The organism is Variovorax sp. J31P207, assembly GCF_030316965.1.
Taxonomy (GTDB): domain Bacteria; phylum Pseudomonadota; class Gammaproteobacteria; order Burkholderiales; family Burkholderiaceae_C; genus Variovorax; species Variovorax ginsengisoli_B.
Window position 1 is genome coordinate 31122 of record NZ_JASZYN010000004.1, and the last position, 23715, is coordinate 54836.

Genomic DNA, 23715 nt, shown 5'->3' on the forward strand with positions numbered 1-23715 from the left:
TCGTTCAGACCTCCGGGGCGATCGCCTCGGCGTACTCGTAGAGCGCGCCCAGGATGGCTTCGGCGCGCTCGTCCGCGGTCTCGGCCAGCGCATCGATCTCGGCGAACAGGGCATCGACATTGCGCGCACCGCCCTCGCCTTCGAGCAGCCGCGCGGCCCGGTGCGCCTCCCAGCGCCCGGCCTCGTCTTCGTTCAGCGTATCGAGGAAATTGCGCGCCCGGTAGCGGAACACCAGCTCTTCCAGCCGCGGGTCGTCAAAGCCGGTGCGGGCCCGCGCAAGCTCGCCCGGCGACAGGCCGCGCAGCTGGTTCAGGCGGCGCCGGTCGCCGTTGCCGACGAAGCCGCCGTAGAGATCCTCGTCGACGTCCGGCGCGCCTTCGCGGGGCCGCTCGTAGACCTGCGGCCAGATCGCGCTCATGTCGGGCAGCGCGGCCGCGAGCGCGGCGTTCTTCAATGCCGCCTCGATGTCGAGACCCCAGCGCGCCGCCATCGCCGGCGCCAGCGTCTTCAGGTTGCCGACCACCATCGGTGACTTGTTCAGGTGGATGCCCTTGAGCGGCAGCCGGCGCACGCCCTCGGGCAGGTCGGCGCTGCGGGTGAACAGGCGCAGGCGCAGGGTCTCGACGTCGAGGTCGCGAAGCTCGCCCGGGTCGTGGGCCAGGTCCCAGGCCAGCAGTTCGTTCTTGTTGGTCGGATGGCTGGCCAGCGGCCACATAACGGCCAGGCAGCCGCGCTCGGCCGGGAACATGCCCGACACGTGGAGGAAGGGCCGCGCGCTCTCGCGCGTCGCCGGCAGGCCGAGCTCGGCCGCCACCCGGTCCTTGCGGTGCAGCCCGAACGCGAAGTCGAACAGCCGGGGCTGCTTGTCACGGATCAGCCGGGCCAGCGCGATCGTCGCGCGCACGTCCGACAGCGCATCGTGGGCCGCCTCGTGCAGCAGTCCGTTGGCGCGCGCCAGGTCCTCGAGCTTGAAGCTCTGGCTGCCGTCCGCCTTGGTCGGCCAGACGATGCCGTCGGGGCGCAGCGCATAGGTCAGCCGCACCACGTCGAGCAGGTCCCAGCGGCCGCAGTCGTTCTGCCACTCGCGCGCGTAGGGATCGATCAGGTTGCGCCAGAACAGGAAGCGGGTCACTTCGTCGTCGAAGCGGATCGTGTTGTAGCCAACGCCGATGGTGCCGGGCTGCGAGAAGGCCTGCTCGATCCGGGCCGCGAATTCATGCTCGGGAATGCCGAGTTCCAGGCACTGCTGCGGCGTGATGCCGGTGATCAGGCAGGCCTCCGGGCTGGGCAGGTAGTCGGGCGCCGGCTGGCAATAGACCATCAACGGCTCGCCGACCTCGTTGAGCTCGGCGTCGGTGCGGATCGCGGCGAACTGCGACGGCCGGTCGCGGCGCGGCACCGCGCCGAAGGTTTCGTAGTCGTGCCAGAGGAAGGTGTGTGGAGGCATGTTCAAAGCAAAGGAGAAAACAGGCGGGCGGTGGCATCGGCCAGGCGGCGCAGGAACTTCTGGCGCCGGTTGGCCCGGATCGGCGAGGCGCTTCGGAGGTCGGTCTCGAACTGTGCCGCCAGGGGTTCGGCCAAGGTCGTCCCGTAGATCACGGCCATCACCTCGAAATTGAGCCTGAAGCTGCGATTGTCGAAGTTGGCCGTGCCGATCATCGCGCAGTGGTCGTCCACCACCAGCGTCTTGGAGTGCAGCATGCGGGCCTTGTACTCCCAGACCTTGACGCCGGCGGCGATCAGCTCGTCGTAGTAGGAGCGCGCCGCCGCGCTCACGACCAGCGAATCGCTGCGCCGCGGCACCAGCAGCCGGACGTCGACGCCGCGCAGCGCGGCACTGGTCAACGCCATCAGGGCCGGCTCGCCGGGCACGAAGTAAGGGGTGGTGAGCCAGGCGCGCCGCTCCGAGGATTGGATCGCCGCGAGATGCATGCGGTGGATCGCCTCGAGCGGGCTGTCGGGCCCGCTGGTGATGATCTGCACCGGGATTTCGCCGGTTGCCTCGCCCAGCGGCAGGTCCGGCAGCAGCAGCGGCAGCGCGTTGTCGATCTGGCGCGGGTCCTCGCCGGTGGCGTAGGTCCAGTCTTCGAGAAAGGTGGTCTGCAGCCAGCGCACCGCGCTGCCCTCGATGCGCAGATGAACGTCGTGGTAGGCGTCGGGCCGGGTGCGGGCGTCTTCCTCGTCGGTGATGTTGACGCCCCCGGTGAAGCCCACCAGCCCGTCGCAGACCACGATCTTGCGGTGGGTCCGGTAGTTGGTCACCGGCCGCAGCCGCCGGCCGATGCGGGTCTCGTGAAACAGCGCTACATGGACACCGGCCGCCTGCATCGGCGCCATGAACTTGCGCCCGACCCGCTTGGAGCCGAGCGCATCGAGCAGCAGCCGCACCTTGACGCCGGCCCGGGCGCGCTCGATCAGCAGGTCGCGCAGCGCCGTGCCGATCTGGTCGGGCTCGAAGATGTAGTACTCGAGATGGACGTGGTCGCGCGCCGCGCGGATCGCATCGAAGATCGCATCGAAGGTGGTCGCGCCGCCGGACAGCAGCACGGCCGAGGTCGCGCTCGACACCGGCAGCCCGCAGGCCGCCATCCCGAGCGCGGCCATCTGGCGCAAGGCGGGCGGCGCGTGCGCCCTCGCCTCGCGCAGCATCACGACGTCGGCCGGCGCCAAGGCGCTCGCCCGGCTGCGAAGCCGCTTGAGGCGCTGCTTCTTGAGCCGCTGCGGCCCCAGGAAGTAGTAGATGAGAAAGCCCGCGAAAGGCAGCAGCGCCAGCGACAGGATCCAGCTCATGGTCGAGACCGGTGCGCGCTTCTGCATCACGATCCAGACCGAAAGCACTGCGATGTAGCCGCTCCATGCGAGGGAGAGGCCGGTCTTCCATTCCTGGCTGAGCTCGGGGACGATCAAGGGGAGAAATCTCGAGGTGAAACGAAAAAGGCCGGTAGCAATGCTACCGGCCTTCCGATCAGATGCTTCCGCCGCAGTGGGCGGAAGGCGCTCAACCCGTCGCCGCTTCTTCGGCTTCGGGCTTGGCCCGGCCTTCCTTCTTCGGCAGCGGCTGGATGTCCAGCTGCACTTCTTCCTTGTCGTCGAGGTCGACGGTCAGGCGTCCGCCTTCCTGAAGGCGGCCGAAGAGCAGTTCGTCGGCCAGGGCGCGACGGATCGTGTCCTGGATCAGGCGCTGCATCGGCCGCGCACCCATCAGCGGATCGAAGCCCTTCTTCGCCAGGTGCTTGCGCAGGGCGTCGGTGAAGGTCACGTCGACCTTCTTCTCGGCCAGCTGCGTCTCCAGCTGCAGCAGGAACTTGTCCACCACGCGCAGGATGATCTGCTCGTCGAGCGCCTTGAAGCTCACGGTCGCATCGAGGCGGTTGCGGAACTCCGGCGTGAACAGGCGCTTGATGTCGGCCATCTCGTCACCCGCCTGGCGCGGGTTGGTGAAGCCGATGGTCGCCTTGTTCATGGTCTCGGCACCCGCATTGGTGGTCATCACGATGATCACGTTGCGGAAGTCGGCCTTGCGTCCGTTGTTGTCCGTCAGGGTGCCGTGGTCCATGACCTGCAGCAGCACGTTGAAGATGTCCGGATGCGCCTTCTCGATTTCGTCGAGCAGCAGCACCGCGTGCGGCTTCTTCGTGATGGCCTCGGTCAGCAGGCCGCCCTGGTCGAACCCGACATAACCCGGAGGCGCGCCGATGAGACGGCTCACCGCATGGCGCTCCATGTACTCCGACATGTCGAAGCGGATCAGCTCGATGCCCATGATGTAGGCCAGCTGCTTGGCGGCTTCGGTCTTGCCGACGCCGGTGGGGCCGCTGAACAGGAAGGAGCCGATCGGCTTGTCTTCCCGGCCCAGGCCCGAACGCGCCATCTTGACGGCAGAAGCCAGCACTTCGAGCGCCTTGTCCTGGCCGAACACCACGCTCTTCAGGTCGCGCTCGATGGTCTGCAGCTTGCCACGGTCGTCGTTCGAGACGTTGGCCGGGGGAATGCGCGCGATCTTGGCGACGATTTCCTCGACCTCGGTCTTGCTGATGGTCTTCTTGCGCTTGTTGGCGGGCAGGATGCGCTGGGCAGCGCCGGCTTCATCGATGACGTCGATCGCCTTGTCGGGCAGGTGACGGTCGTTGATGTACTTGGCGCTCAGCTCGGCCGCGGCCTGGAGTGCGGCCACGCCGTACTTCACGCCATGGTGTTCCTCGAAGCGCGACTTCAGGCCCTTGAGGATGTCGACCGTTTCCTGCACCGTCGGCTCGACCACGTCGACCTTCTGGAAGCGCCGCGACAGGGCCGCGTCCTTCTCGAAGATGCCGCGGTACTCGGTGAAGGTGGTCGCGCCGATGCACTTGAGCTGGCCGCTCGAGAGCGCCGGCTTGAGCAGGTTCGAGGCGTCGAGCGTGCCACCCGAAGCGGCGCCGGCGCCGATCAGCGTGTGGATCTCGTCGATGAACAGGATCGCGTTCGGCTTGTCCTTCAACGACTTGAGCACGCCCTTCAGGCGCTGCTCGAAGTCGCCGCGGTACTTGGTGCCGGCCAGCAGCGCGCCCATGTCGAGCGAGTACACGTTCGACTCGGCCAGGATCTCGGGCACGTCGTTCTGGGTGATGCGCCAGGCCAGGCCTTCGGCGATCGCGGTCTTGCCGACGCCGGCCTCGCCGACCAGCAGCGGATTGTTCTTGCGCCGGCGGCACAGAATCTGGATCACGCGCTCGACCTCGTACTCGCGGCCGATCAGGGGATCGATCTTGCCGTCCTTGGCGAGCTGGTTCAGGTTCTGGGTGAACTGCTCGAGCGGAGACGACTTCTCGTTCTTCTCGCCGCCGCCCTCTTCGCTTTCGCCCGAGGAGGCGTCGCTGCTGCCCTTGGCGGCTTCAGGCGGATCGCTCTTCTTGATGCCGTGAGCGATGAAGTTCACGACGTCGAGGCGCGTCACGCCCTGCTGGTGCAGGTAGTACACGGCATGCGAATCCTTCTCGCCGAAGATCGCGACCAGCACGTTGGCGCCGGTCACTTCCTTCTTGCCGTTGCCGGTGGACTGCACATGCATGATGGCGCGCTGGATCACGCGCTGGAAACCCAGCGTCGGCTGGGTGTCGACATCGTCGGTACCCGCCACCTGGGGCGTGTTGTCCTTGATGAAGTTGGTGAGCGACGCCCGCAGGTCGTCGACATTGGCCGAGCAGGCGCGCAGCACCTCTGCGGCGCTCGGGTTGTCCAGCAAAGCGAGCAGCAGGTGCTCCACCGTGATGAACTCGTGGCGCTGCTGCCTGGCTTCTACAAAAGCCATGTGCAGGCTGACTTCCAGTTCCTGGGCAATCATGTGATTTCCTTTTGCCTTGCTGTAAATAATTTCTCAGATGGGTTGGAGCGCGCTCAATTCAACAGGTTCATTCAACCGGTTCGCTCACGCACTGCAACGGATGCCCGGCCTGGTGGGCCGCTTCCATCACCTGATTGACCTTGGTGGCCGCCATGTCGCGGGAGTAGACGCCGCAGACGCCGCGGCCGTCGAGGTGGATCTTGAGCATGATCTGGGTCGCGGTTTCGCGGTCCTTGCTGAAGAACTCCTGGATCACGACGATCACGAATTCCATCGGCGTGTAGTCGTCGTTCAGCATCACGACCTGGAACATCTGGGGCGGCGCGGTCTTCTGCGGTCGCCGCTCGAGCACGACCGCGTCGCCATCGTCCCGCCTCGGCTTGGCAGCCGGCGGCGTCTTGGGGGTCGAAGGGATTCTGGTAGCCATGGAATTCATTTTATAGAGCCGCCGCGGGTTGCACTCGACGATGTGACACAACTGGTGGCGGCTTTGTGACATTCAAGTCGAATGCGGCCGGATCAGCAGTTCACACCCATGCAAGCAGCATGCCCCGAAGGCGCGGAGGCTGCTGCCCCAGGGGTTTTTCCGGCCCATGAAAAAGCCCCGGCACCTGGGGTCCCGGGGCTGCGTGGGCAAGGCGTCGGGCCGGACGCCGCCGCCATCTTTACATGTTGTCGATCATCACCTGCCCGAAGCCCGAGCAGCTGACCTGCGTGGCGCCCTCCATGAGGCGCGCGAAGTCGTAGGTGACCCTCTTGCTGGCGATCGATTTTTCCATCGAGCTGATGACCAGGTCGGCGGCCTCGGTCCAGCCCATGTGGCGCAGCATCATTTCGGCCGAGAGGATCTCGGAGCCCGGGTTCACGTAGTCCTTGCCGGCGTATTTCGGCGCCGTGCCGTGCGTCGCCTCGAACATCGCGACCGTGTCGCTGAGGTTGGCGCCGGGGGCGATCCCGATGCCGCCGACCTGGGCCGCCAGGGCGTCGGAAATGTAGTCGCCGTTCAGGTTGAGGGTCGCGATGACGCTGTATTCGGCCGGTCGCAGCAAAATCTGTTGCAGGAAAGCATCAGCAATCGAATCTTTCACGGTTATTTCTTTGCCCGTTTTCGGGCTCTTGAACCGCATCCAGGGACCGCCGTCGATCAGTTCGGCGCCGAATTCCTTGGCCGCCAGACCGTAGGCCCAGTCGCGGAAACTGCCCTCGGTGAACTTCATGATGTTGCCCTTGTGGACGATCGTGACGCTCGGTTTGTCGTTGTCGATCGCGTACTGGATCGCCTTGCGGACCAGCCGCTCGGTCCCTTCGCGGGACACCGGCTTGATGCCGATGCCGGAGGTGTTTGGGAAGCGGATCTTCTTGACCCCGAACTCCTCCTGCAGGAACTTGATCAGCCGCTTGGCCTTGTCGCTTTCGGCCTCGAATTCGATGCCGGCATAGATGTCCTCGGAGTTCTCCCGGAAGATCACCATGTTGGTCTTCTGGGGCTCCTTCACGGGGCTGGGGACACCCTCGAAATACTGGATCGGCCGCAGGCAAACGTACAGATCGAGCTCCTGGCGCAGCGCCACGTTGAGCGAGCGGATGCCGCCGCCCACAGGGGTCGTCAAGGGACCCTTGATCGAGACCACGTAGTCGCGCACGGCGTGCAGGGTTTCTTCGGGGAGCCAGACGTCGGGACCGTAGATCCGGGTCGCTTTTTCGCCGGCGTAGACCTCCATCCACTGGATCTTCCGCTTGCCGCCGTAGGCCTTGGCGACCGCCGCGTCGACCACCTTTAACATGACCGGCGTGATGTCCAGTCCGGTGCCGTCGCCTTCGATGAAGGGAATGATCGGTTGGTCCGGCACCTGGAGCGAGTTGTCGGCGTTGACCGTGACTTTCTGGCCTTCGGTCGGGACTTTGATGTGCTGGTACCTGGACATGGAACGAGGACTCCGGGTGAGGAAAGACGGGAAGACAATGAGTTTGCAATCGTCTGAATACCCTTAGAATTTTAGACGCAACCGGAGGAGCCCGAAGGATGTGTCAACCACCGCCGGCCCGGCTCCGTTGTTGGCAGACCTTCTGCTGGCCGGGAGGCGTTTTCAAACCATTTCCATTGAGGAATCCGTAATGAGCAAAGTTCTCGCAGTCATGATGGCCGGCCTGTTCGCAGCTGGTGCCTATGCGCAAAATCCGGCTGGCACTACGTCGGAACAACAACCGATCACGAACTCCAAGCCGCAGCAGCGTGCTGTCGAGCGCCGTGCCTCGAAGCCGCAAGGCGAAGTGCGTCCTCAAGGTGGCGACGCCCCCAAGACCGCTGAAGGCAGCGGCGGCCTGGCCCCGAGCCGTGCCGCAACCGCCGGCCAGGCACGCGCCGAAACCCGCAGCGACCGTCGCCGCAACAAGGACGGCAGCGTTCGCAAGATGAACCCGCAAGGCGGCACGCCGAACTGATCGGATTCGTTCCGTTATTGAAAGAGCGCTCCACGGAGCGCTTTTTTTCGTCTTGGCGAAGCGATCCTGTCCTTTTGGGTCAGGCAATCCTGGCCAATAGAAGGTAAGCTTTGCGTTCAATCGATCATGCCCGCCTGCGCGGGCATTCTTGTTTGCGTTGCCGTCCCCGAAAGTCGACCCATGTTCTTGCGTTTTTTCAGTCTTCTCGCGCTGTCTGTTTCATTGACGGCTATTTCCCATGCCCAGGAACCGCAAAGCCAATTGCCGCGGACCCGCATATCGGCCGGCATGTACCAGATCGACGCCCAGGTGGCGCAGTCGCCAAAGGAACGCGAAATCGGCCTGATGTACCGCAAGGAAATGCCGCCGACCGAAGGCATGGTGTTCGTCTTCGAACAGCCCGCCACCCAGTGCTTCTGGATGAGGAACACGCTGCTGCCCCTGACCGCCGCCTTCGTCGCCGACGATGGCCGCATCGTGAACCTGGTCGACATGCAGCCGATGACCGAGGATTCGCACTGCTCGAAGGAGCCGGTGCGCTTCGTCCTGGAAATGAACCAGGGCTGGTTCGCGCGCAAGAACATCAAGGCCGGCAGCAAGCTCGGCGGCGAGTTGTTCACCGCCGCCCGGCGCTGAGGCGCGGCCGCCCCAACGAAAAAGCCGACCCGCAGGTCGGCTTTTTCGCGTCGGCGCAGAACCCGGATCAGCCGAAGTTCTTGGCCACGAAGTCCCAGTTGACGAGCTTCGCCAGGAAGGTCTCGACGAACTTGGGGCGCAGGTTGCGGTAGTCGATGTAGTAGGCGTGTTCCCAGACGTCGACCGTCAGGAGCGCCTTGTCGGCGGTGGTCAACGGCGTGCCGGCGGCGCCGGTGTTGACGATGTCGACCGAACCGTCGGCCTTCTTGACGAGCCAGGTCCAGCCGGAGCCGAAGTTGCCCACGGCCGATTTCACGAAAGCTTCCTTGAAGGCCGCGTAGCTGCCCCACTTGGCGTCGATCGCCTTGGCCAGCGCGCCGCTGGGTTCGCCGCCGCCGGCGGGCTTCATGCAGTTCCAGAAGAAGGTGTGGTTCCAGATCTGGGCCGCGTTGTTGTAGATCCCGCCGCTGGACTTCTTGACGATTTCCTCGAGCGTCATGCTCTCGAATTCGGTGCCCTTCTGCAGGTTGTTCAGGTTCACGACGTAAGCGTTGTGGTGCTTGCCGTAGTGGTACTCCATCGTTTCCTTCGAATACTCGGGCGCCAGGGCGTCGAGCGGATACGGCAGGGGAGGAAGAACGTGTTCCATGGTGTTTTTCTCGCGGGTTGGTTGAAGGAATCGAAGATTCTAGGAAGGATTCGGGCAAGGGGCGTCGGACGCGGTCGCGTTTGTCCCAGACGCACGCCCTATTGCAGCACTTTCAGGGCCACCGTGCCGTCGGAAAGCCGCGCCGTCACGTGGTCGTCGGGCGCCAGGTCGGCGGCGTGCATGACCGGCCGGCCATCGGCATCGGTCAGCCAGGCGTAGCCGCGCTGCAGCACCAGCGCCGGGTCGAGCAGCTGCAGGCGCAGCGCCGCACGATCGAGCCGCTCGTGGTGGCGCGCCAGCGTGGCGCGCAGCCCGAGCGGCCCCCTCGCCGCCAGGACCTGCTGGGCCTGCGCGAAGCGGCCGGTCCGCGCCAGCACCGCGAAGTGCAGCCGCTGGGCCTGGTGCGCCAGTCCCAGGCGCTGGCGGGCCACCAGCGCCGACGGGCGCCCGAGCCGGCCGGTGGCCTGGTCCAGGCGCTGCCCCAGCAGGTCGACGCGCGTCGCGACGGCGTCGCGCAGGCGCTCCTCGATCAGGTCCAGTGCGCCGAGCCACACCTCGCGCGGCGCGGCGACCAGTTCGGCGGCGGCGGTCGGGGTGGGCGCGCGCAGGTCGGCGCAGAAATCGGCGATCGTGAAGTCGGTCTCGTGGCCGACGCCGCTGATCACGGGCACCGGGCTCTGCACGATGGTGCGGGCCAGGATCTCGTCGTTGAAGGCCCACAGGTCCTCGATCGAGCCGCCGCCGCGCACCAGCAGGATGACATCGACCCTGGGTTCGAGCGCGTAGAGGCCCTGCAGCGACCGCACCAGTTCGGCCGGCGCGGCGGCGCCCTGCACCGCCGCCGGCGCCAGCACGACCGGGATGTGCGGCGCGCGCCGGCGCAGCGCGGTGACGACATCGTGCAATGCCGCGGCACCGAGCGAGGTCACGAGCCCGATCGCACGCGGCAGCGTCGGCAGCGCCCGCTTGCGGGCCGGATCGAACAGGCCCTCGGCCTCCAGCCGGGCCTTGCGCTGCATGAACTGCTCGAACAGCGCGCCCTGTCCCGCCCGGCGCAGGCTTTCGACCACCAACTGCAGGTCGCCGCGCGGCTCATAGACCGCGAGCCGGCCGCGCACTTCGACCTGGTCGCCGTCGCGCGGCGAGAAATCGAGCAGGCTCGCCGCCCGACGGAACATGGCGCAGCGCAACTGGCCGGATTCGTCCTTCAGCGAGAAGTAGCAATGGCCGCTGGCCGCCCGCGAAAAGCCGGAGATCTCACCGCGCACGCTGACCGGGTTGAAGCGCGCATCGAGCGCGTCGGCGATCGCCCGGCACAAGGCGCCGACGGCCCAGACTCTCGCGCCGGACGAAGGCGGTTGCTCACGTTCCGCCATTGCTCATCTCACTTTCGGCTAACGATTCGTCCACAAGAGCCCCGATGACCCTGCCCAAGGGGCGGGGCCGGCACCACGGGCACATGTTGTCGTGCAAGCCTTTGATTTGATTGAAGAAAGTGCTGCTCAAAATTCAGTCGATCCAACGAGATGCCCGGCCCGTGCGGCTCCGGGCGAGTTGCCCTGCGTGTTAGTCACAAAGTTATCCACAGTTTCTGTGCGTCTAGGCCTACATGAAAGACATGTCGTGACCCGGCGCCGCCTCGGTGGATAATCGCCGCGCATTTGCAGTCCACGGGCCGGAGGATTTTTTGTTTTCCATCATAGTTGCTGCGGGTTGGCCGATCTGGCCGCTGCTCGCTTGTTCGGTGATCGGGATGGCGCTCGTCATCGAACGCTTCACCAGTCTCAAGACCTCCAAGGTGCTGCCGCCCAAGCTGCTCGACGAAGCCATCACGGTCTCGCGCACATCGATTCCCGGTCCCGACGTCGTTACCAAGCTCGAAAGGAACTCCGGCCTCGGCGAGGTGCTCGCGGCCGGCTTTCGGGCTCTCAACACCAACCCGATGGCAACCGAGGACGACCTGCGCGTCTCGATGGAATCCGCCGGCCGCGTGGTGGCGCACCGGCTCGAGCGCTACCTGCCGGCGCTGGCGACCATTGCCTCGGCGGCGCCCCTGCTCGGCCTGCTCGGTACCGTGATCGGGATGATCGAGATCTTCGGCTCCCAGTCGCCGGCCAATGGCGCGGTCGGCTCGGGCAATCCGGCGCAGCTGGCGCACGGGATCTCGATCGCGCTCTACAACACGGCCTTCGGCCTGATCATCGCCATTCCGGCGCTGATCTTCTGGCGCTACTTCCGCAGCCGGGTCGACGAGTACCTGCTGAACCTCGAACTGGCCGGCGAGCGCTTCGCCCGCCACCTGGACACGCTGCGCCGATGAGGATGCATTTCCGCCACGGCTCGCGCGAAGAGCCCGAGATCAACCTGATCCCGTTCATCGACGTGCTGCTGGTCGTGCTGATCTTCCTGATGCTGTCGACCACCTACAGCAAGTTCACCGAAATGCAGCTGCGGCTGCCGGTGGCCGACGTCGAGGCCCAGCGCGACTACCCGAAGGAAGTCATCGTCGCGGTGTCGGCCGATGGCCGCTATTCGATCAACCGGACCGTGCTGCCGGACCGCAGCGTCGAGACCGTGACCGCCGCGCTGGCGGCGGCGGCCGGCGGCGCCAAGGACAACGTCGTGATCATCAGCGCCGACGCCAGCGCCGCCCATCAATCGGTCATCACCGTGATGGAAGCGGCGCGCCGGGCCGGCCTGATGCAGATCACCTTCGCCACCCAGTCGGCCGCGCAGGCGGGGCGCTAGTTGCCGCAAGCCTGGCTGCAACGCGGCGCACTGGCGCGCTTGTTGTGGCCGCTGTCGCTGGTGTACGGCGCCCTGGCCGCACTGCGCCGAGGCTTCTACCGCCAGGGCCTGCTGCGCACCGAGCGCGTCGGCGTACCGGTGGTTATCGTCGGCAACGTGATCGCCGGCGGCTCGGGCAAGACGCCCGTGGTGATGTCGGTGGTCCGGCACCTGGAGGCACGCGGCCTGCGCACCGGCGTGGTGTCGCGCGGCCATGGCCGCAGCACCCGCGATTGCCGGGAGGTCCAGGAAGACAGCGACCCGGCGGAGGTCGGCGACGAGCCGGCGCTGATCCGCCGCGCCACCGGCGTGCCGGTGTTCGTGGCCCGGCGCCGCATCGAGGCGGCCCGCGCCCTGCTCGCCCGGCACCCGGCCACCCAGGTCATCGTGAGCGATGACGGCCTGCAGCACCTTGCGCTGGGCCGCGACCTGGAGATCTGCGTGTTCGACGACCGCGGGGTCGGCAACGGCTGGCTGCTGCCGGCCGGCCTGCTGCGCGAGCCCTGGCCGCGGCACTGCGACCTGGTCCTCCATACCGGCGACCGGCCGGCATTTGCCGGCTTCCGGGCCCGCCGCACGCTCGCCGACCATGCGCTCCAGCGCGACGGCTCCCGGGTGCCGCTGGCCTCCCTGGCCGGACGGCAGTTGATCGCGGTCGCAGCGATCGCCAAGCCCGAGGCCTTCTTCCAGATGCTGCGCGCGCGCGGACTGGCCCTGGCGCAGAGCATCGCCCTGCCCGACCACGACGATTTCAGCCGCTGGCAGCCGCCGGCGGACACCGGCCAGGTCCTGCTGTGCACCGAGAAGGACGCCGTCAAGCTGTGGCGCCGGACCCCGGCGGCGCTGGCCGTGCCACTGGTGTTCGAACCCGAGCCGGGCTTCTTCGCCGCCCTCGACGCGAAGCTATCATCGAACGATGGACACCAAGCTGCTTGAATTGCTCGTCTGCCCCGTCACCAAGGGGCCGCTGACCTGGAACCCCGAAAAGCAGGAACTGGCTTCGCGCAGCGCCCGCCTAGCCTATCCGGTGCGCGACGGCATCCCGGTGCTGCTCGAGACCGAGGCCCGCACCCTGTCCGACGAAGAACTCGGACTTTGAGTTGTCCATGCGCACCGCATTCACGGTCCTGATCCCGGCCCGGCTGGCCTCGACACGGCTGCCGGACAAGCCCTTGGCCGACATCGCCGGCGTGCCGATGGTGGTGCGGGTGGCCCAGCAGGCCGCGCTTTCGAGCGCCGCCAGCGTGGTGGTGGCCGCCGACGACGCGCGGATCGTCGATGCCTGCCACGCCCATGGCGTGCGGGTGCTGCTGACCCGCACCGACCATGCGAGCGGCAGCGACCGGCTGGCCGAAGCCTGCACCCAGCTCGGCCTGGCCGACGACGCGATCGTCGTCAACGTCCAGGGCGACGAGCCGCTGATCGCGCCCGACCTGATCGATGCGGTGGCAGACACGCTGGCCGCCCACCCCGACGCCGCGATGAGCACCGCGGCCCACGCCATCGACTCGCTCGAGGACTTCGTCAATCCGAACGTGGTCAAGACCGTGCTCGACGCCCGTGGCCATGCGCTCTATTTCAGCCGCGCGCCGATCCCCTGGTGGCGCGACGGCTTCGCGGCCAGCGGCCCGACCTCGCTGCCGAGCGCGCCGGCGCCGCTGCGCCATATCGGCATCTACGGCTACCGGGCCGGCTTCGTGCGCGGCTTTCCGGGCCTGCCGCCGGCACCGGTCGAAACCACCGAGGCGCTCGAGCAGATGCGGGCCCTCTGGCATGGCCACCGGATCGCGGTCCATGTCAGCGCCCACGCCCCCGGCCCCGGCATCGATACCCCCGAGGATCTGGCCCGGGTCCGCGCCCTCTTCGCCACCTGACCTCGCCCGCACGGGGCCCCGAAACGGCCCGAACCCCATGCTATCCTCGAAGCAACTCCGCCTTTTCGTCGCGCCTCGTGCGCGCGACTTGGCGTGATAGAAATCGAAGAACCTTCCGAGGACACCATGAGACTGATTTTGTTGGGCGCCCCCGGGGCAGGAAAAGGCACGCAAGCGGCCTTCATTTGCCAGAAATACGGCATCCCCCAGATCTCCACCGGCGACATGCTGCGCGCCGCCGTCAAGGCCGGCACGCCGCTCGGGCTGCAGGCCCAGGCCGTGATGGCATCCGGCGCCCTGGTCAGCGACGACCTGATCATCAACCTGGTCAAGGAACGGATCGCGCTGCCGGATTGCGCCCAGGGCTTCCTATTCGACGGCTTCCCGCGCACCATTCCGCAGGCCGAAGCGATGCGCGCGGCCGGCGTCCGGCTCGACTACGTGCTCGAGATCGACGTGCCCTTCAGCGACATCATCGAACGCATGAGCGGACGCCGTTCGCACCCTGCCTCGGGACGCATCTACCACCTGAAGTTCAATCCGCCAAAGACCGAAGGCAAGGACGACCTCACCGGCGAAGACCTGATCCAGCGCGAGGACGACAAGGAAGAAACCGTGCGCAAGCGGCTCGAGGTCTACAGCCAGCAGACGCGTCCGCTGGTCGACTACTACTCGAACTGGGCCAAGGCCGAGCCGGCCGCCGCGCCGAAGTACCGCGCAATCAGCGGCGTCGGCAGCGTCGACGACATCACGCAGCGCGCCCTGGCCGCCCTGTCCAGCTGATCAGGCCGGGCTGGAACGCAGCCCGTAGGCCTTGCCGTCGACGAACAGGTACTCGACCCGCATCACGGCATCGCCTTTCTCTTCCTTGGTGCCGAAGCCGATGGCCGAGACCAGGGCCCCGGGCTTGATTTCGCGCACCTGCCAGGCCTCCATGCGCGTGAGCGGCGCCAGTTCGAGCTCCCATTGGCGGTCCTTGCGCCGCGGCAGCGCCGCCTTGGCGAGCAGGCCGGGTCCATCGACCGGCGCGCTCTGCGCCGGCAGCGCACGCTTCGGCAGGTCGGCAGGCAAGCGCAGATCGGCGGGCACCTCGATCATCAGTTCGGCATGCGGGTTCTGCCAGCGCGAACTCACCACCTTCCCTTCCAGATAGAGCGGACGGTCCTGGTCGAAACTGCTCCACCCGTGGTGGGCCCAGGCGAAGGGCATGGCGCCCGGCAAGGTGACGGCGGCGAACATGAGGCTGCGACGTTTCATGCGGGAACTCCTTTCGGGGTGCGTGCGGTCATCAATAGGCGATCCAGCGGCCGCAGAACACGACCGCCAGCCAGATCGCAGTGGACGACAACATCTGTACCCGCGCCAGCAGGTCGAGTTTGGCCAGCGAGCGGCGGCCATGGAACCACAGCGCATTCGCGCCGGCCACCCCCAGCAGGCCCATCTTGACCAGAAACACCGGGTTCGCGAGCAACTCGGCCGGCTGGGTGGCGAACATCAACGATCCGCTGGCGGCCGCCAGCGCAAAGCCGGACAGCGCGAGGGTCAGCGACAGCCTGGCCAGCCCCTGCACCGGCAGCACGGCGGCGTGGCCGAAGACGCGCGCCTCGAGGGCCACCAGGTTGCCCAGCAGCAAGGCGATGCCGACGATGTGCACGACCTCCAGGGCCGGGTAGGCCCAAGGGGTCGAGCGCAACACCTCGAGCACGGGATCAGACGGCGGAGGCGCCCGCCAGCAGTTCCAGCATGAGTGCGATGCGCGCCTTGACCGGCGTCAGCGCGCCGGCGTCGCGCAGGCGCTGGCCGGGCTTCGGGAGGATCCGCCCCTCGGCGCAGCGCGTGGCACGCAGCACCGCGACGCCTTCGGCCTGGGCCCGCAGCGCCGCCGCCTCCAGCGCCTGGTGCAAGGTGCCGTTGCCGGTTGCCGCGAGCACGATGCCCTGCACCGGCGAGGCACCGCCACGGCGGCGCTCCTCGAGCAGCATCTCGACCAGGGAGCCGCCCGCCTCGGCGTGGCTCAGCAGGATCTCGACCCGCGGCCAGGCGGCCGCCGCGGCGATCCGATCGAACGACGAACGCGCGGCCGGGTCCGCATGCGGCCAGCCCCTGAGTTGCCTGACGGCCCCTTCCTCGACATAGGCCAGCGGCCCGGCATCGCCGGAATCGAAAGCGTCGAGACGGTAGGTGTGGACCTTCTGCACCTCGACGGCGCTGTGAACCGTGCCGGCGCACACCACGACCACGCCCCGGGCGTCCGGTGCTGCGGCGACCGCGATCGCATCGCGCAGGTTCTGCGGCCCGTCGGGCGCCAGAGCGCTCGCCGGCCGCATCGCACAGGTCAGGACCACCGGCTTCGAAGGCGCGAGCACGGACTGCAGGAAGAACGCGGTCTCTTCCAGCGTATCGGTGCCGTGGGTGATGACCAGGCCGGCGACGTCCGACTGGGCGAGCCAGTGGGCACAACGCTGCGCCAGGTTCCGCCAGATCGCGAAGCTCATGTCCTTGCTGTCCACCTGCGCCACCTGCTCGGCCGCGAGCGCGATGCCCGCCGGCGCGTCGATGCCGTGCAGCAGATCGGCGACGCCGACTTCCCCGGCCGTGTAGCCGATGTTGTCGTTCGCCGCACCGGCGCGGCCCGAGATCGTGCCGCCGGTGCCCAGCACCACGACGCGACGGGCGGAATTCTCGGAGATGTGATCCATGGCTTGCCAACTTCTCGAAACTGGTTAAAAATACAGGTACTGGACGTTTAGCCAGTGCCTCCACAGGAGCCTACATGCAGTTCGCCGTCAAGCTTACAGCCCGCCAGCAGCAGATCCTCGACTTGATCCAGAGTGCCATCGCCCGCACCGGCGCGCCTCCCACGCGGGCCGAGATCGCCGCCGAGCTCGGCTTCAAGTCGGCCAACGCGGCCGAAGAACACTTGCAGGCGCTGGCCCGCAAGGGCGTCATCGAGCTGGTCAGCGGCACTTCCCGCGGCATCCGGCTCAAGGGCGACGCCCTGCGCTCCCTCAACGAATCCCGCAACAACCAGTTCTCGCTCTCGCTGCCCGGCATGGCGCAGCTGGCGCTGCCCCTGATCGGCCGCGTGGCGGCCGGTTCGCCCATCCTGGCCCAGGAGCACGTCGACCAGACCTACTACGTCGAGAACACCCTCTTCCAGCGCCAGCCCGACTACCTGCTCAAAGTGCGCGGCATGTCCATGCGCGACGCCGGCATCATGGACGGCGACCTGCTGGCGGTCCAGTCCACCAAGGAAGCCCGCAACGGACAGATCGTGGTGGCCCGCCTCGGCGACGAGGTCACGGTCAAGCGCCTCAAGCGCAACAAGCAGGTCATCGAGCTGCACGCCGAGAACCCCGACTACCCCACCATCGTGGTCCAGCCCGGCGAGCCCTTCGAGATCGAGGGCCTGGCGGTCGGCCTGATCCGCAACACGATGCTGATGTAGGCCCGCCTTTCATTCGCGCACGCGGTCCTGCGTGCGCACCCGGTCCGGCCGCGACAGGTGGCGGGCGTATGGCGAAGAGCCATCACCCTGTCCTGGCCGATGAAAGCAATCCTGCCTGTGTTCAACCTCTGACTTTTCTGGAGTTCACATGGGAATCGCTCTTCTCAGCATTGCTGACTTTCTGACGCCGTTGCAATCGCTGGCCGACCGCTGGATGCCCCGGCGCCGCTCGAGCCGGGCGATGTCCTCGGGCCTGCGCTACGTCGGGATTCGCCCGAGCTGCCCGCTGCGCCAGGGCACGGCCGGTCCGACCATCGCCGCGGGGGCCACGGCGCGCCCGCTGCGCGTGGTTCGCATGGTCGATGCACAGCAGCCGGGCCGCGCGGCCGGCCGCATGGTGATCTCCGGCCGCATGGCCGATGTCTGCGCCGAGCTCGACCGCCTGGTCGCGCTGGAGGCCGCCCAGGCGCTGCCGCAGGCCGCCCACCTGCACTGATACCTGCACTGAAGCACCGAAGCGCGACACAAAGTCGCCGGGCTGGCACAGCATGCCGTTCGTGCAAGGCACAATGGCATGCCATGAACATTGTGATCCTCGACGACTATCAGGACGCCGTGCGCAAGCTGAATTGCGCTGCCAAGCTCGACGCCTATGCAGCCAAGGTGTACACGAACACGGTCAAGGGCATCGGCCAGCTGTCGGTGCGGCTCAAGGACGCCGACGTGATCGTGCTGATCCGCGAGCGCACCCAGATCACCCGGCAACTGATCGAGAAGCTGCCCAAGCTCAAGCTGATCTCGCAGACCGGCCGGGCCGGCGGGCACATCGACATCAATGCCTGCACCGAGCAGGGCATCGCCGTCGCCGAGGGGTCGGGCTCGCCGCTGGCGCCCGCCGAACTCACCTGGGCACTGATCATGGCCGCGATGCGGCGCCTGCCGCAGTACATCAGCAACCTGAAGCACGGCGCCTGGCAGCAGGCCGGCCTCAAGTCGGCGTCGATGCCGCCGAACTTCGGCCTCGGCTCGGTGCTCAAGGGCAAGACCCTGTGCATCTGGGGCTACGGGCGCATCGGCCAGTTGGTGGCGCGCTACGGCCAGGCCTTCGGCATGCAGGTCGTGATCTGGGGGCGTGAGCAGAGCTGCACCAAGGCGCGCTCCGACGGCTTCCAGGTGGCACCCAATCGCGAAGCCTTCTTTGCCGCGGCCGACGTTCTGTCGGTGCACCTGCGGCTCAGCGACGAGACCCGCGGCCTGGTGACGCTCGAAGACCTGTCGCGCATGAAGCCGACCGCGCTGTTCGTCAATACCTCGCGCGCCGAACTGGTCGAACAGGATGCCTTGCTGGCCGCCCTCAACCGCGGGCGCCCCGGGCTGGCGGCCATCGACGTCTTCGAGAGCGAGCCGCCGCTGCAGGGCCACGCGCTGCTGCGGCTCGAGAACTGCATCTGCACGCCGCACATCGGCTACGTCGAGCAAGACAGCTACGAGATGTACTTCGGCCAGGCGTTCGACAACGTCGTGAGCTTCATCAAGGGCAACCCGACCAACATCGTCAATCCCGGCGCGCTGCAGGTCCGTCGTTGAGCCGGCCTGCCCTGCCGGCCACCTTGTGGGCCTTGCTGGCAGGCAACTTCGTGATCGGCACCGGCGTGATGGTGGTGCCGGGCACGCTCAACGAGCTGAGCCAGTCGCTCCAGGTCGGCGCGGCCACCGCCGGCCAGCTGATCACCGCCGGCGCGATCGTCATGTGCCTCGGTGCCCCGCTGCTGGCAGCGTTGGTCGCCGGCTGGGATCGCCGCCGGCTGCTGGCCTTCACCATGCTCTGGTATGCCGCCGGCCACCTGCTGGCGACGCAGATGCCGAACTTCGGCAGCCTGCTGCTGGTGCGCATGCTGACCGTCGTCGCGCCGGCGGTCTTCACCGCGCAGGCCGCGGCCTGCGCCGGGCTGCTGGTGCCGGCCGAGCAGCGCGGCCGCGCCGTCACCTTCGTCTTCCTCGGCTGGTCGATGGCCTCGGTGCTGGGCCTGCCGATCGGTGCGCTGGTCGGCGGGCACTTCGGCTGGCGGGCGGCCTTCGGCGTGATCGCCGGACTGTCGGTGGTGAGCGCAGTCTGGATCTGGCGCCAGCTGCCCACCGGCATCCGCCCCGCGGCGCTGTCCCGCGCGGCCTGGGGCCGCGTCTTCAGAAGCCCGCTGCTGATGGGCGTGGTCTGCGTCACGGCCCTGCAGGGCGCCGGCCAGTTCGTGCTGTTCAGCTACTTCGCACCGATCGTGCGAGAGAGCCTGGGCGCCGACGCGACGCAGATGGGCCTGCTGTGGGGCTGGTTCGGCCTCTGCGGCCTGCTGGGCAACATGGCCGTGAGCCGCTACATCGACCGCATCGGGGCAGCGCGCATGGTGCTGGTCACCACGGTGCTGATCGCAACAAGCCTGCTGCTGTGGCCGCTGGCGGTCAGCTTCGCGACCCTGGCGCTGATCCTGGTGCCTTGGGGCCTGGGTTGCTTCGCCACCAACTCGGCGCAGCAGGCGCGACTGGTGTCGCTCTCGCCTGCGCTGGCGCCGGGCTCGGTGGCGCTGAACAGTTCCGGCATCTATGTCGGCCAGGCAGTCGGCGCGGCGGCGGGTGGCTGGCTGCTGGCCCACGACGCCGCCCCGTGGATGAACTGGGCCGGGCTGGTCACCATGCTGCTGGCGCTGGCACTGAGCATGGCGGTCGACCGCGCGCAGCGCCGAGCGCCCGCATTCAGCGCTTGATCGGCCGCGGGGCGATTTCCGCTTCGGTGCTCGGATCGAACAGCTCGAAGTCGATCACGTGCGGATCGTTCGAGGGCGTCGGCGGCTTGGCCGGCTCGAGCGGTGTCGGCATCGTCTCGTAGGCCGTCTTGTCGAAGGCACCGAGGTCCATTTCCAGGTCGGGCAGCACGGCCGGCCGGACGGTCGGGGCCGGGGCGGCCGGCGACAACTGCGCATCCGGGTCGATCACCGTTTCGTGCTGCATGCCCTGGTCGATCGAGCCGTAGATCGAGGGCGGCAGCACCGGGCCTTCGGTGATCGTCGGCGGCGCCAGTTCGGTGTCCGGCGGGGCGGTCACGGTCGGCGGCCCTTCGCGCACCTGCGTGTCGGCGAAGGCATGGGGCTCGAAGGCGGCAGCGGGCGCGCTGGCGGGATCGATGACTTCCTTGGCCACCGAATAGAGCAGCAGCAGCTCCTGGTAGGCGGCGAGGTCGAAGGCATCGTCGTTGTGGCCGGGCCTGCGGAACACCAGCTCCTCGATCAGCGCCAGGGTCCCCGGCGCGGGCCACAGCGCCTCGATGCGCGCTAACGCGCTGCGGTAGTGCTCGAGGCCCTTGCCGGTGTCGGTGAAGTGGGCGAAGGACGGCACATCGGCATTGAAGACGCGTTCGAAGTCCTCGGCCAGCCGCGTGTAGTCGTCTTCGCGGTCGAGCGAATGGAAGATCCGCAGCAGATCGAGATAGGCCAGCGCGCTGGTGCCGGGATTGGCGGCGATGTGCTCGCGCAGGACTGCGATCGCCTGGTCGTGCTGGCCCAGCGACAGGAAGAAATCGGATTGCTGCTGGACGTCGAACAGTTCTTCGGTGTTGACCTGCCGCGCCGGTGTGCCTTCGGCCAGCTGGGCCGGGTGCGGCAGCGGTGCGTGCGGGCCGCTGTCGAGGTCGTCGTCGGGCTCGAGCGGCGCGAACGGCGTCGGCCCGAAGGTCCTGGGGCCGACGCTGCGCCGCTTGCCGGGCGGCTCCGAGTCCAGGTCCATCTCGTCGTCGAGCAGACCGCCGTGCGGACGCGGGCGGCGCGGGTCGTCGACGCCCGGCGGCGCTTCGCCCCACCACGCCGGTGCGCTCGCGCGGCGCGCCAGGCGCCACAGCATGAACATGCAGATCAATGCCAGCAACAGGAACGCCACGAGGGCATAGACCAGCGGATTGGCGTAGCGGCTTTCGCGCGCCTCGGCCAGTTCGCTGCGCATCTCGAGCAGGGTCCGCTGGTTCTGGGCGGCCTGCTCGCGCAGCGCGGCCAGCGCGGCGTCCGTGTCCTTGGCGCGCTTGGCCTCGCGCTGCGCTTCTTCGGCGGCGGGATCGAGCGCATTCCAGAGCGCCGCGGCGGCGGCCCGGCGGACCGGGTCCGGCGCGTCGGGCAGGGTCAGTTCGGGCGTCGCCCTCAGGTTGCCGGCCCGCGCCGGTGCTGGCTCCAGCGCCTCCACCTGCAGTCGCGGCCGTCCCGCGCCGGCCTCGCGTGGCGCTGCGTCGGCTGCGGCGGCCGGCGATGGCGGCGGCGTGACGCGCGTGGCGGGCGCAGGGACCGCGGCGGCCGTGCGTCTCGCGGCGGCCGCGGCTTCGGCGGCGGGCGTGCGCCGCGGCCGCGGCGGCAGATCCTCGGCGGCGGCCGGAGCCCGTGGCGGCGGCGGGCTGCTGCGGCGCGGGGCCGGCGGCGGGCTGGCGCCCTCCGGCCCGGACACGCCGCCATCGCCGGCCGTGCTGCGGGGCACGGCCCGCGCCACAGGCCGCGGCAGCGGCGCGGACTCGGGAAACTGCCGCATCGACGGCGCCGCCACCGCAGGCAAGGCGGCATCGACCGGCACATCGGCCAGCAGCACGTAGTTGCGCGTGGACTTCAGATCGCAGCCGGCACGCACGTTCAGCGTCACCACCGGTTCCTCGATCGGCACGGTGGAGCGCACGCGCATGCGGGTGCCCCCGGCGCCCTGCTCGAACGATACTGTCACTCGCCGGTCGGGCATCGGGCTGTCGCCCTGCAGCACTTCGGCCTCGAGGCAGAGCGACCCGCCCGCCTCGGCGCCATCGAGTGACAGTGGGATCGCCACGTCCATCGGCTTGCCGATCCAGACAGCCCCTTGGGGCCGACCGATCGTCAAGGCGTAAGAATCAAGGGCAAAGCCGACAATCAGCAGGCTCGCCGCGAGGCGTGGGAATTGCAAAATGGGCAGCAAATAGCAATCGAAAGTTGACACATTCTGACACGGGGGTCAGGACCAATGAACCAGAGAGAGACAATTATCAAATGACCGTGAACTTTTCCAACGTTGGCGTCATCGGCGCCGGCGCCATGGGCCGAGGCATTGCCCAGATCGCGGCGCAAGCCGGAAGCCAGGTGCTGCTGCTCGACAGCTTCGAAGGCGCGGCGGCGCGCGGCCGCGAGGCCCTCCTCGCCCAGTGGCAGAAGCTACACGAAAAAGGCAAGCTCGACGCGGCCGACCGCGACGCCCTGGGCGGCCGTGTGCAGGCGGTCGATTCGGTGCAGGCGCTGGCGGGCTGCGACCTGGTGATCGAAGCCATCGTCGAGGACCTGGAAGTCAAGCGCCAGCTGTTCCGCGAGCTCGAGGCCGCAGTCTCCGCATCGGCGACGCTCGCCACCAACACTTCGTCGCTGTCGGTGACCGCGATCGCGACCGTGCTGAAGCAGCCGGGACGGATGGCCGGCTTCCACTTCTTCAACCCGGTCCCGCTGATGAAGGTGGTCGAGGTCGTGGCCGGCTTCAAGACCGAGCCCGAGGTCTGCGCCCGGTTGGCCGGCTATGCGGCGCAGATGGGCCACAGCGCGGTCCAGGCCAAGGACACGCCGGGCTTCATCGTCAACCATGCCGGTCGCGGCTACGGCACCGAGGCGCTGCGCATCGCCGGCGAGGGCGTGGCCGACTTCGCGACCATCGACCGCATCCTCAAGGACCAGGCCGGCTTCAGGCTCGGCCCCTTCGAGCTGCTCGACCTGACCGGGCTCGACGTCTCGCACCCGGTGATGGAATCGATCTACCGCCAATACTACGAGGAGCCGCGCTACCGGCCGAGCCCGATCGCCGCGCAGCGGGTGGCCGCGGGCGCCCTGGGACGCAAGACCGGCGCCGGCTTCTACCGCTATCCGGAAGGCAACCAAGAGCCGGTGCCCGAGCCGCCGGTGCCGAAGGTCGACGCCCTGCCGCCGGTCTGGGTGTCGTCGCGCGCGGCCCGCCGCCCCGAACTGCTGCGCCTGGTGCATGCACTGGGCGCGCAGCTCGAGAGCGGCGCCGCACCCTCCTCCGCGGCGCTGATCCTGGTCGCGCCGCTCGGCTTCGACGTCACCACGGTGGCCGCGGTCGAACGGCTCGACGCCACCCGCACCGTCGGCATCGACCTCATGGTGGACGATGCCGCCACCAAGCGCCGCGTGCTGGCCACCAATCCGGCGACCCGGCGTGACATGCGCGACGCCGCCCACGCGCTGTTCGCGAGCGACGGCAAGGCCGTCAGCGTGATCCGCGACAGCGGCGGCTTCGTCACCCAGCGCGTGGTGGCGACCATCGTCAACATCGCGTCCGACATGTGCCAGCAGGGCGTCTGCTCGCCGGCCGACCTCGACCTGGCGGTGCGCCTCGGCCTCGGCTATCCGCAGGGCCCGCTGGCGATGGGCGACCTGTACGGCCCGACCAACATGCTCGAAGTCCTGTTCAACCTGCAGACCGTCTACGGCGATCCGCGCTACCGCCCGAGCCCCTGGCTGCGCCGCCGCGGCGCCCTCGGCCTGAGCCTCACCCATCCCGAAGAGTAAAC

General features: G+C 68.1%; 25 protein-coding genes. 13 read left to right on the forward strand and 12 right to left on the reverse strand.

Annotated elements, in window-relative coordinates:
• Window positions 1-4 precede the first annotated feature (4 nt).
• From sbcB to icd, 5 genes are all read right to left on the reverse strand, one after another.
• Window positions 5-1447: an exodeoxyribonuclease I gene (sbcB, locus tag QTI68_RS14730; protein WP_286522315.1), complete on the reverse strand. Its 1443-nt coding sequence runs from the start codon at window positions 1445-1447 to the stop codon at window positions 5-7.
• A 2-nt stretch (window positions 1448-1449) separates the two neighbouring features.
• Window positions 1450-2907, reverse strand: coding sequence for a cardiolipin synthase (cls, locus tag QTI68_RS14735; protein WP_286522316.1), 1458 nt, complete (start codon window positions 2905-2907; stop codon window positions 1450-1452).
• A gap of 91 nt (window positions 2908-2998) precedes the next feature.
• Window positions 2999-5320, reverse strand: coding sequence for an ATP-dependent Clp protease ATP-binding subunit ClpA (clpA, locus tag QTI68_RS14740; protein WP_286504343.1), 2322 nt, complete (start codon window positions 5318-5320; stop codon window positions 2999-3001).
• 67 nt (window positions 5321-5387) lie between these two features.
• Entirely contained in the window at window positions 5388-5747 is a 360-nt protein-coding gene (gene clpS, locus QTI68_RS14745) for an ATP-dependent Clp protease adapter ClpS (protein WP_286504342.1), read from the reverse strand.
• Between the two features lie 238 nt (window positions 5748-5985).
• Window positions 5986-7245, reverse strand: coding sequence for an NADP-dependent isocitrate dehydrogenase (gene icd / locus QTI68_RS14750; RefSeq protein ID WP_286522317.1), 1260 nt, complete (start codon window positions 7243-7245; stop codon window positions 5986-5988).
• 100 nt (window positions 7246-7345) lie between these two features.
• Between icd and QTI68_RS14755 the strand changes: the two genes are divergently transcribed.
• Both QTI68_RS14755 and QTI68_RS14760 read left to right on the forward strand, forming a co-directional pair.
• Window positions 7346-7762 carry a cell envelope biogenesis protein TolA gene (locus tag QTI68_RS14755; RefSeq protein WP_286522318.1) on the forward strand — a complete coding sequence of 139 codons (417 nt, stop codon included), beginning with the start codon at window positions 7346-7348 and terminating at the stop codon, window positions 7760-7762.
• Window positions 7763-7942: 180 nt separating this feature from the next.
• Window positions 7943-8398, forward strand: a complete 456-nt coding sequence (locus QTI68_RS14760) for a DUF192 domain-containing protein (RefSeq protein ID WP_286522319.1) — start codon at window positions 7943-7945, stop codon at window positions 8396-8398.
• A gap of 67 nt (window positions 8399-8465) precedes the next feature.
• Here the strand turns inward: QTI68_RS14760 and QTI68_RS14765 are convergent, their stop codons facing one another.
• The 3 genes from QTI68_RS14765 to QTI68_RS14775 all read right to left on the reverse strand — a co-directional run bounded on the left by QTI68_RS14765 (window position 8466) and on the right by QTI68_RS14775 (window position 10814).
• Entirely contained in the window at window positions 8466-9047 is a 582-nt protein-coding gene (locus tag QTI68_RS14765; RefSeq protein ID WP_286522320.1) for a superoxide dismutase, read from the reverse strand.
• Between the two features lie 98 nt (window positions 9048-9145).
• A complete protein-coding gene (gene xseA, locus QTI68_RS14770; RefSeq protein ID WP_286522321.1) occupies window positions 9146-10423 on the reverse strand; it encodes an exodeoxyribonuclease VII large subunit in 1278 nt (425 codons plus the stop codon).
• 229 nt (window positions 10424-10652) lie between these two features.
• On the reverse strand, window positions 10653-10814 hold the full coding sequence (locus tag QTI68_RS14775; protein ID WP_286522322.1) for a hypothetical protein: 162 nt from the start codon (window positions 10812-10814) through the stop codon (window positions 10653-10655).
• Here QTI68_RS14775 and QTI68_RS14780 point away from each other — a divergent pair.
• The 6 genes from QTI68_RS14780 (at window position 10801) to adk (ending at window position 14491) form a co-directional block, all read left to right on the forward strand.
• Window positions 10801-11367, forward strand: coding sequence for a MotA/TolQ/ExbB proton channel family protein (locus tag QTI68_RS14780; RefSeq protein WP_286522323.1), 567 nt, complete (start codon window positions 10801-10803; stop codon window positions 11365-11367). The genes QTI68_RS14775 and QTI68_RS14780 overlap by 14 nt on opposite strands.
• Window positions 11368-11369: 2 nt before the next feature.
• Entirely contained in the window at window positions 11370-11795 is a 426-nt protein-coding gene (locus tag QTI68_RS14785) for an ExbD/TolR family protein (RefSeq protein ID WP_286523168.1), read from the forward strand.
• Complete coding sequence (gene lpxK, locus QTI68_RS14790) at window positions 11796-12770, forward strand: tetraacyldisaccharide 4'-kinase (protein WP_286522324.1); 975 nt, start codon at window positions 11796-11798, stop codon at window positions 12768-12770.
• Window positions 12751-12933, forward strand: a complete 183-nt coding sequence (locus tag QTI68_RS14795; RefSeq protein ID WP_286504333.1) for a Trm112 family protein — start codon at window positions 12751-12753, stop codon at window positions 12931-12933. The genes lpxK and QTI68_RS14795 overlap by 20 nt, the downstream gene beginning before the upstream one ends.
• Before the next feature lie 7 nt (window positions 12934-12940).
• On the forward strand, window positions 12941-13708 hold the full coding sequence (gene kdsB, locus QTI68_RS14800; protein WP_286522325.1) for a 3-deoxy-manno-octulosonate cytidylyltransferase: 768 nt from the start codon (window positions 12941-12943) through the stop codon (window positions 13706-13708).
• Window positions 13709-13834: 126 nt separating this feature from the next.
• On the forward strand, window positions 13835-14491 hold the full coding sequence (gene adk / locus QTI68_RS14805; protein ID WP_286522326.1) for an adenylate kinase: 657 nt from the start codon (window positions 13835-13837) through the stop codon (window positions 14489-14491).
• On the opposite strand, the gene QTI68_RS14810 is transcribed toward adk, so the two are convergent.
• From QTI68_RS14810 to QTI68_RS14820, 3 genes are read right to left on the reverse strand one after another with little or no spacing between them, the layout of a single operon-like run.
• Window positions 14492-14965: a DUF6152 family protein gene (locus tag QTI68_RS14810; RefSeq protein ID WP_286522327.1), complete on the reverse strand. Its 474-nt coding sequence runs from the start codon at window positions 14963-14965 to the stop codon at window positions 14492-14494. It abuts the gene before it with no gap.
• 31 nt (window positions 14966-14996) lie between these two features.
• Window positions 14997-15401, reverse strand: a complete 405-nt coding sequence (locus tag QTI68_RS14815) for a hypothetical protein (RefSeq protein ID WP_503011681.1) — start codon at window positions 15399-15401, stop codon at window positions 14997-14999.
• Window positions 15402-15417: 16 nt separating this feature from the next.
• On the reverse strand, window positions 15418-16407 hold the full coding sequence (locus QTI68_RS14820; protein WP_286522329.1) for an asparaginase: 990 nt from the start codon (window positions 16405-16407) through the stop codon (window positions 15418-15420).
• Between the two features lie 74 nt (window positions 16408-16481).
• Between QTI68_RS14820 and lexA the strand changes: the two genes are divergently transcribed.
• From lexA to QTI68_RS14840, 4 genes are all read left to right on the forward strand, one after another.
• Window positions 16482-17156: a transcriptional repressor LexA gene (gene lexA / locus QTI68_RS14825; RefSeq protein WP_286504326.1), complete on the forward strand. Its 675-nt coding sequence runs from the start codon at window positions 16482-16484 to the stop codon at window positions 17154-17156.
• A 148-nt stretch (window positions 17157-17304) separates the two neighbouring features.
• The gene (locus QTI68_RS14830) at window positions 17305-17652 is read left to right on the forward strand and encodes a hypothetical protein (RefSeq protein WP_286522330.1); all 348 of its coding nucleotides are present in this window, start codon (window positions 17305-17307) and stop codon (window positions 17650-17652) included.
• A gap of 83 nt (window positions 17653-17735) precedes the next feature.
• Window positions 17736-18743, forward strand: coding sequence for a D-2-hydroxyacid dehydrogenase family protein (locus QTI68_RS14835; RefSeq protein WP_286522331.1), 1008 nt, complete (start codon window positions 17736-17738; stop codon window positions 18741-18743).
• Window positions 18740-19912 (forward strand): MFS transporter, encoded by a 1173-nt coding sequence (locus QTI68_RS14840; protein ID WP_286522332.1) that lies wholly within the window; start codon window positions 18740-18742, stop codon window positions 19910-19912. The genes QTI68_RS14835 and QTI68_RS14840 overlap by 4 nt, the downstream gene beginning before the upstream one ends.
• Here the strand turns inward: QTI68_RS14840 and QTI68_RS14845 are convergent.
• Window positions 19902-21995 (reverse strand): hypothetical protein, encoded by a 2094-nt coding sequence (locus QTI68_RS14845; protein ID WP_286522333.1) that lies wholly within the window; start codon window positions 21993-21995, stop codon window positions 19902-19904. The two genes, QTI68_RS14840 and QTI68_RS14845, sit on opposite strands and share 11 nt — an antisense overlap.
• Before the next feature lie 197 nt (window positions 21996-22192).
• Here QTI68_RS14845 and QTI68_RS14850 point away from each other — a divergent pair, with 197 nt between their 5' ends.
• Window positions 22193-23713, forward strand: coding sequence for a 3-hydroxyacyl-CoA dehydrogenase (locus tag QTI68_RS14850; protein ID WP_286522334.1), 1521 nt, complete (start codon window positions 22193-22195; stop codon window positions 23711-23713).
• Window positions 23714-23715 lie beyond the last annotated feature (2 nt).

Excerpts from the sequence above, each read along its gene's own strand:
- sbcB (WP_286522315.1), bottom strand. The coding sequence starts at position 1,447 with ATGCCTCCACACACCTTCCTCTGGCACGACTACGAAACCTTCGGCGCG.
- clpA (WP_286504343.1), bottom strand. The coding sequence starts at position 5,320 with ATGATTGCCCAGGAACTGGAAGTCAGCCTGCACATGGCTTTTGTAGAA.
- clpS (WP_286504342.1), bottom strand. The coding sequence starts at position 5,747 with ATGGCTACCAGAATCCCTTCGACCCCCAAGACGCCGCCGGCTGCCAAG.
- icd (WP_286522317.1), bottom strand. The coding sequence starts at position 7,245 with ATGTCCAGGTACCAGCACATCAAAGTCCCGACCGAAGGCCAGAAAGTC.
- QTI68_RS14760 (WP_286522319.1), top strand. The coding sequence starts at position 7,943 with ATGTTCTTGCGTTTTTTCAGTCTTCTCGCGCTGTCTGTTTCATTGACG.
- QTI68_RS14765 (WP_286522320.1), bottom strand. The coding sequence starts at position 9,047 with ATGGAACACGTTCTTCCTCCCCTGCCGTATCCGCTCGACGCCCTGGCG.
- xseA (WP_286522321.1), bottom strand. The coding sequence starts at position 10,423 with ATGGCGGAACGTGAGCAACCGCCTTCGTCCGGCGCGAGAGTCTGGGCC.
- QTI68_RS14780 (WP_286522323.1), top strand. The coding sequence starts at position 10,801 with ATGGCGCTCGTCATCGAACGCTTCACCAGTCTCAAGACCTCCAAGGTG.
- QTI68_RS14775 (WP_286522322.1), bottom strand. The coding sequence starts at position 10,814 with ATGACGAGCGCCATCCCGATCACCGAACAAGCGAGCAGCGGCCAGATC.
- QTI68_RS14785 (WP_286523168.1), top strand. The coding sequence starts at position 11,370 with ATGCATTTCCGCCACGGCTCGCGCGAAGAGCCCGAGATCAACCTGATC.
- QTI68_RS14795 (WP_286504333.1), top strand. The coding sequence starts at position 12,751 with ATGGACACCAAGCTGCTTGAATTGCTCGTCTGCCCCGTCACCAAGGGG.
- kdsB (WP_286522325.1), top strand. The coding sequence starts at position 12,941 with ATGCGCACCGCATTCACGGTCCTGATCCCGGCCCGGCTGGCCTCGACA.
- adk (WP_286522326.1), top strand. The coding sequence starts at position 13,835 with ATGAGACTGATTTTGTTGGGCGCCCCCGGGGCAGGAAAAGGCACGCAA.
- QTI68_RS14810 (WP_286522327.1), bottom strand. The coding sequence starts at position 14,965 with ATGAAACGTCGCAGCCTCATGTTCGCCGCCGTCACCTTGCCGGGCGCC.
- QTI68_RS14820 (WP_286522329.1), bottom strand. The coding sequence starts at position 16,407 with ATGGATCACATCTCCGAGAATTCCGCCCGTCGCGTCGTGGTGCTGGGC.
- lexA (WP_286504326.1), top strand. The coding sequence starts at position 16,482 with ATGCAGTTCGCCGTCAAGCTTACAGCCCGCCAGCAGCAGATCCTCGAC.
- QTI68_RS14830 (WP_286522330.1), top strand. The coding sequence starts at position 17,305 with ATGGGAATCGCTCTTCTCAGCATTGCTGACTTTCTGACGCCGTTGCAA.
- QTI68_RS14835 (WP_286522331.1), top strand. The coding sequence starts at position 17,736 with ATGAACATTGTGATCCTCGACGACTATCAGGACGCCGTGCGCAAGCTG.
- QTI68_RS14850 (WP_286522334.1), top strand. The coding sequence starts at position 22,193 with ATGACCGTGAACTTTTCCAACGTTGGCGTCATCGGCGCCGGCGCCATG.